The sequence below is a fragment of the Nocardia sp. NPDC001965 genome (assembly GCF_053594175.1).
The window spans coordinates 1-6688 of sequence record NZ_JBSFDZ010000080.1 but is presented as its reverse complement, the minus strand read 5'-3'; the positions used below and the strand labels follow the sequence as shown (position 1 = coordinate 6688).

Annotated in this window: 3 protein-coding genes; 2 read left to right on the top strand and 1 reads right to left on the bottom strand. The window is 60.7% G+C overall.

Going from position 1 to position 6688, the window contains the following annotated elements; translation table 11 throughout:
- Positions 1 to 227, top strand: a 227-nt coding sequence (locus tag ACWCPQ_RS34835; RefSeq protein WP_449907380.1) for an excalibur calcium-binding domain-containing protein, incomplete at its 5' end; no start/stop codon positions are given.
- A 2435-nt stretch (positions 228 to 2662) separates the two neighbouring features.
- Positions 2663 to 3082 (top strand): hypothetical protein, encoded by a 420-nt coding sequence (locus tag ACWCPQ_RS34830; protein ID WP_449907378.1) that lies wholly within the window; start codon positions 2663 to 2665, stop codon positions 3080 to 3082.
- Between the two features lie 174 nt (positions 3083 to 3256).
- Here ACWCPQ_RS34830 and ACWCPQ_RS34825 read toward each other — a convergent pair whose 3' ends face one another.
- Positions 3257 to 6589 carry a Helicase associated domain protein gene (locus tag ACWCPQ_RS34825; RefSeq protein WP_449907383.1) on the bottom strand — a complete coding sequence of 1111 codons (3333 nt, stop codon included), beginning with the start codon at positions 6587 to 6589 and terminating at the stop codon, positions 3257 to 3259.
- Between the last annotated feature and the right edge of the window lie 99 nt (positions 6590 to 6688).

Here is a 6688-nt window from a genome sequence, read left to right as displayed (position 1 = left end):
CTTGCCACGGCGTCAAGTGTCGTCATCACGGCACCTTCCCGCTGACCATCCGGTCAGCGAATCAGGCCGGAAACACCGTTAAATCCACAGTCCCCCCGGCGCCCTCCGGTGTGTACTACAAGAACTGCGACGCGGCCCGTGCCGCGGGTGCCGCGCCGATCTACGCGGGTGAGCCCGGGTATCGGCTGGATTTGGATCGCAACAAGGACGGTGTCGCCTGCGAGTGACCAGTTTCGAAACCGCCCCGCCTATCCGGAGATTGGATGGGCGGGGCGGCTTCACGATTGGGTAATCGTCCTGACAGCCGGTTGACGGTTGCCGCTATCGCGGTTAGCACTGCAGGCGAGCATGGTCAGTCTGGCATCAGTGCCCCTGGTCGAAGCCTCTACTCCCGAAGGCATTGTTCGAATCCGAAAGTCGACTCCGTTGAAGTGCAACGACACAGTTGCCGGGGCAGAAATGCTACAAAAAAGTGTCCGGAGAGGACATGAACCCCCCGCGCGCCAACCTGACCTGCGGTTATGCCACAAAAGTAGTTATGGAACCTGGACATAATCGCAGGTCAGAGGGTCGAAAAAGTGTCCGGAGGGGGATCAGAACACAGGAATTGCAGCAAGTGTGCACACATTTGGTGTGCATGCCGCCACAGTACACGTTTCGGCGGCTAATTCCTCCCCCGCACACTGGATGCGGCAGACCGCGTTCTGGTTACGGGAGAGTGGGCGTAGTGGCCCCAGTAGCCACACGCCATGATCGCCCTGCCGACGGCGGTTGAAGCGGAAGTTGGCGGTCACAAGACCCGCGTTCCTGTGCCTGAGCGGCGATGACGGGAGGCGACCGAGCCGCTGTCGCTAGCCTCCCGCGCCGGAAAGCGATGCGGTAGAATGCGGTCGAGCCAAAGTGGATCAGCTCCGATAGCCTGAAATTTCGCGCGATATTCCGAACTGTGTTGCAGAGGTTCATGATCGAATCGCAGTTGAAGTACGGTCTCCGTACTCCCCGGCTGCTTCAGTTCTATCCAGCACATGCGCGTTGGTGATGGATGCCGGTCGCAGTAGCATTCGTGTTTTCGAGCTATGAGTGGGACTCCCCAAATGGGATCACTGAGTCGTTTGATGAATTTCTCGTGGTAGGACCCCGAGCTAGCTGAGGATGTCAACTCGAACTTGAACATCTTGTCGCATGCCCAGCCTTTTCGGAAGAAGGCGTTCGTCGTGGAGTGGAACAATCCTGCACGCCGCAGCAGTCCCGACCCGAGCCACTCAAGATGCCCGAATGCCCGAGTTTTCCATGCGATATGGTCACCCTCGCCGGCAGAAACAGTGGGATCGTTCCACAGCGGGCGGTAAGAGGCCCCCTCCACCCGGCCGTGTACCGAGTCCAAAGCTCTCTTCCAGGTCGTACCACGGGCGCAGCGCAGGATAATCGTCGAGTCGGTCCCCTGCAGTGACAAGAACAGATCGCGACCACGCATTCGACGCACACGTAGCCCGGGTATTCCAGTGATAAGCGAACCGTCAGCATCGGCATGAGGCGCTATGTACAAGAAGACTTCCTCCGCCACATCGTTCAAACCGTCGAAGCCGATCGCATACCTATCGAGATGGACTATCAATGCCCCGTTCTCCGCCGGGCGCACACGGACTATCGCAAAGGGGTACGTAGTCCAGAGTCTGGCATCAGCCATCGCTGTGAATACCAGTGATTCCAGCCGCGCCTGGTCTCCGCCTACTCCTAGAATCGGCGACGACCGATCGATCTCGAGCCAGCGCGATGCGTGCTGTACGGACTCACCCGTATACCCCCGATAAGTGCGAAGCCACTCGGCAACGAAGCGACCACCTGCCGGCATCTGAACTCCATTCCAAGCACTACCGCCCAAAGCGCCCAGCATGGTCAGGCGCGCAACTTGGCAAGGCGCGCGAATGTACACGAAAGTGCTGCAGGCACGGAGCAATACGCTTCTTCATCCCGGATCGGCGCAACTACAGGGGCGGTTGAGCGCCGGGGAACGGCATCCCTTGAGGCCACATCTACTATGTGGCCACGCAACCGCCGTGTCAACTACCACCGCGGTGCGGTGCCGGGCGAGTGCCTCGACCGGTCATCGGCACCGGCGGCGCGCCCCGCATGCCGAACTCCAGCGGAACATCCACCGGCGGGAAACCACAGATCGCACTGGGCCCAGCTCGCCGGAGGCCACAGCGGTGTAATCGATCCGAGGTCCTGCATCGCAGCCAACGTCGCGCGGGGACCGTCATCGGCGTCGGTGGTGCGCCCCGCAGCGCACGACGAGCCTGAGCACACTGCCACTCATGCGCGCCAGGCTCGGGTCTGCGGTCGGGCAGCACATCGATGCGCTGGTGAGTGACGGCATTGAGCCGACTCGATGCCGTCGGATAACGCGACTCATGCACCTAGCACCCTCGATGTGGTGAATCGCGAGAAATTGGTCTGCCGTTGAGCGGATATAGGCGCACCCCGAGCGGGCGGGCGGACTTCGGCAAAAAGATACGTCAGATACTGGCACGGCGAGCGGCGTACCGGTGCTCCAATCCGAACTGCATGGCATTGACGATTGGACCCGGTCCCGGAGAGGACGATGTCTCGGAAACCGGGGTCGCCGCACACATCTATGCGGTTGAATGTCGACCCGTGGACCGTGACTGCCGCGCTGCCGCGCCTCGGAAAGCGGTTAGGTGGTCGCATTGAAGAAGCCGTCCTGCGTGAGGACGCCATAGCCATCCGGATGCCAGGTAGACCAGCACTGACCAACTGGGGTAGCCCCCGTTTCTCGGGCGGCGAAGCCGATTGCCTCTTTTACGAGCTGGCAATCGCTATCGCCGACATGCAAGGCGAAGTTGAGCCAACACTACTCATATTCGACAACGTGCTCCAGAGGACCGATGTTCGTACCGCACAACACCTGCTTGGCCTTCTCAGCGCACCCAACCGCACCTTCCAATCAGTGGTGCTCGATATGGCTCACATTCTGCCGGAATCCTTGCACGGATGGTCGTTGTCAATCCTTACAAGAACCGCAACCGGCACTCAACTGCGCGAGTTGGAGTCGACTGTGTGATATGCCCAGCTATCAGCTTCCCACCGCCTACGAGCTGGGTGTTGCGACCCGGCGTGGCCGATCCTCGATAGCGCGGGCTGCCCGGTTACAGGGCTGAGGTGTTGTCAGCGGTATTGCAACTACTTCCTCACCCTCCGGACTGCCCCGTCCGTCTACTGTGTGATCGGATTGGGTCTAATTTGTCCACTTCCAGCCCGTGAGCTTCTCCAGCCTGTGCTGACGCTCCGTGCTCAGCTTGCCCTGCGCGTAGTTGCTGCGCTGGAGGCTTAGCCAGTTGCCGAGCTTCGTACCCTTGTAGCTGCGGTCGTACGGCACACGGCTCGTACCATGCTCCTCGATGTAATCCCGAAGGAGCTCATGCATAGTGTCCCATCGTGCGTCGTGCGGGCTCCACGTCCAACCGGGAAGGTTCTCCAGCTTCGTCCGTCGCTCCGGGGTCAGCGCGTCGCGCTTCTGCCGCTGAACTGCAACCCACGAACCGAGGGCTACCCCGTCCTCGATGTGGCCCTGTGGGACACGGGAATGCCTCTCTCGAGAGGCGTACTTCGCTACCAGGTCGTACCTTTCAGCCCATACATCCTGGGAGATTGTCCAGCTCCATCCCGGCATAGCCTCCAATTTGGCTTTTCGCTCAGCGGAGATGTTCGCCTTTGCCACGCGTTGCTCTTTCACCCAACTACCAAGCTTCACCCCGTCTTCGACATGATTGTCGGGAACGCGCGCGTGATCTTCGCGAGCGACGAACTGCACCAGAAGCCCAAGCTTCTGATTCCAGACGTAGTCCGACTTCCTACCCCAGAACCAGCCGGGGACGGATTCCAGTAGCGCTCTCCTCTGGGCCGTGAGTTTCGTATGCTCGCGTCGCCGGAGCCGTGTCCACTGTCCAAGTTTCAATCCGTCTTCGATGTGGTCCACGGGGACGTTGGTGTGTCGCTCCCTGGCAGCGAAGGCTCGCAGCAGCTCAAGATGTTCCATCCAAGCGTCCTCTATCGAGTTCCAACTCCAGCCCGGGACTGCTTCGAGTCGCGTTCTGCGTTCCTGGGGCATCTTTGCTTGGTTTGCCCGCTGCTCACCCACCCACACGCGAAGCTTCAGGCCAGCCTCGACGTGCCTGGGGGGCACACGTACGTGCCCCGCTCGACGGGCGAACTCAGTCAAGGCCTGGTATCCGCGCTCCCAGGCCGTGGCATGCGGGTCCCACGCCCACCCAGGCACGGATTCAAGCAGCGCGCGCCGTTCGTCACTGATCTGCTCTCTTCTGTTGCGTTGCTCGTTGACCCACGATCCGAGCTTGATGCCGTCCTCAATGTGGTCTTGTGAAACCAGTGCGTGTCTTTCTCGCTGCTGAAACTGCTGCAGGAGCAGAAACTTTCGATGCCACCTATCCGACCGCGCGTCCCAGTTCCAGCCCGAAAGAGCCTCCAGGCGCTTACACTGCTCGTCGGTCAGTTTGTCCCGCTTGCTCCGCTGGTGTGTGACCCATCTCCCCAGCGGAACGCTGTTCTCACGGTGTGAGTTGGGGACACGTGCACACCCCTCGCGTTCGGTGAACTTCACCAGGGCGGCGTAAGCTTCTTCCCACCGTTCGGCGATGGGGTCCCAGGACCATCCAGGGAGCGCCTCCAAGAGGGCCCGCCGTTCCGGGGACATCTCCTCGCGATTTTTGCGTTGAACCGCAACCCACGTCCCGATGTTCAACTCGTTCTCGACATGCTTCTGCGGGGCGCGGGCATGCCCGACCCGTTCAGCGAATTTCGTGAGGGCGTTGTAGTTCTGCTGCCAGATGTCCTGAACGACGTCCCACAACCAACCCGGCAGAGCTTCAAGTTCGTGGATACGTTGTTCGGACAGTACCCCTTGTCGGTATTCTCCGCGCTGGATGGCGACCCAGCTGCGGAGGTTGTACTTGCCGACCGTGTAGGGGAACGGCACGTTGGCATGGCCATGTTCGGCAACAAATTCGTTCATCAAGCCCATCCAGACCTCCCACCTGTTCGACAGGAAATCCCACGACCAACCCGGTAGCGCCTCCAACCTGGCTCGGCGGTCATCGTTGAGTGTTCCCTTTGTGTACATGCCCCGTTGCACACTCGCCCATCGACCGAGTGCAAAGCCCTCTACGACGAAATCGACAGGAACCTGTGCCGCGCCGTTCGCGGCGGCGTAGCTGGCGAGCAATCCATACCAGAACTCCCATTTCGCGCTGGTCTTCTCGACCAACCGAACATCAAAGGCACGGACGAAGTTCGCACCCACTCGAGTCGGTACGTCGAGATGTATCTTGTCCGGAAGCCGTGTGCGACCGCCCATCCTGCCGAGTTCGAAGCGGGCAGTGTCAATCTGCTCAGCTAGCTCCTCGTCGTGTGCCCGCAGCGCAGTGATGACGTCCCACACCGGTTTGAAAGACGAATCGTTAAGCGCCGTATCAGGGTCAGTCTCGGTATCGATGAATACCGGAATGACAATTGTTCCGACGGTCTTGTCTTCTGCTAGTCGGATCGCCCTGCCAACCGCCTGGACAATGTCCACCTCGTTGCGGCGGGGGTCGATGAACGCGACACTGTCGAGCGTCGGGACATCGACTCCCTCGGAAAGGCATCTGACATTGGCCAACAGACCGCGCTCGTCGTCGTCAAGCTGCCGCAGCCGCCGGAGCCGTACGTGTCGTTCACCGGCGGTCATTTCCCCAGAGGCGTATTCGGTCCACAACGTACCCTTCGGCCGCTGGCCGGCTGGCATCCACTTGATGACCTCCGGCATCTCAGAGGCGAACGCTCGGGCCCGGGCGACGCGGGAATGAAAGCTGATGATCCGGTGGAGGTTGTATTTACGCATCGCTTTGGCCAGACCTATCTGGCTTGCCAGGGTCCGGGCGTCGGTGGCTTTACCCTCGCGCATGACCGAGGTGCCCTTTTCCACCCACTCCCGGTAGGTCGTGTTGTCCACGCCGATAACGGCGACTTGATAGTCGGTCAGGAGTTTTCGACAGATGGCTTCTCCGAAGCTCAGTCGGTGGAACACCTCGCCGAATCTGGTCGCATCGTCCATTGACGCGACCTCCAGTTCCGCCTCCAGCGCGGCTTTCCGGACGCGACCGGTGTAGTAGCGCGGAGTGGCAGTCATGAACAGACGACGGCGCGCCTTGATGGCGTCAGCTTCGAGAACCGTTCTAAAAGCAGTGGAGTTGTCACCGGCAACTCGATGTGCCTCGTCAGCGACAACCAGATCGAACGGGGACGTCCGTCCGAGTGCAAGTGCCGCAGCGATCTGCGGAGATGAATGGTACGTCGAGAAGACCACCCGCGGTCCAGACCGCCGCCGCAGAAATACAGCGATAGCGGCCGGTTCGGTTGTGCAGGGCACACCCAACTCGCTTGTGTGGGTGATTGCATCGTCGGCGTTCTGGACGACGGTCTGGTCGGAGCAGACCGGCAAAGATTCGAAGGACCTCGTGGCATGGACCCGCCAGGCCTGCATCGTCTGCTTGAGTAGAGACAGCGACGGCAGCAGAACTAGAGAGTGTCCTCAAAGCCAGATGAGCAGGGTGGCCAGGTCGAGCATCCCGCGGTAGGACGTGGCGGTCTTGTCGTAACGGGTGGCGATCGC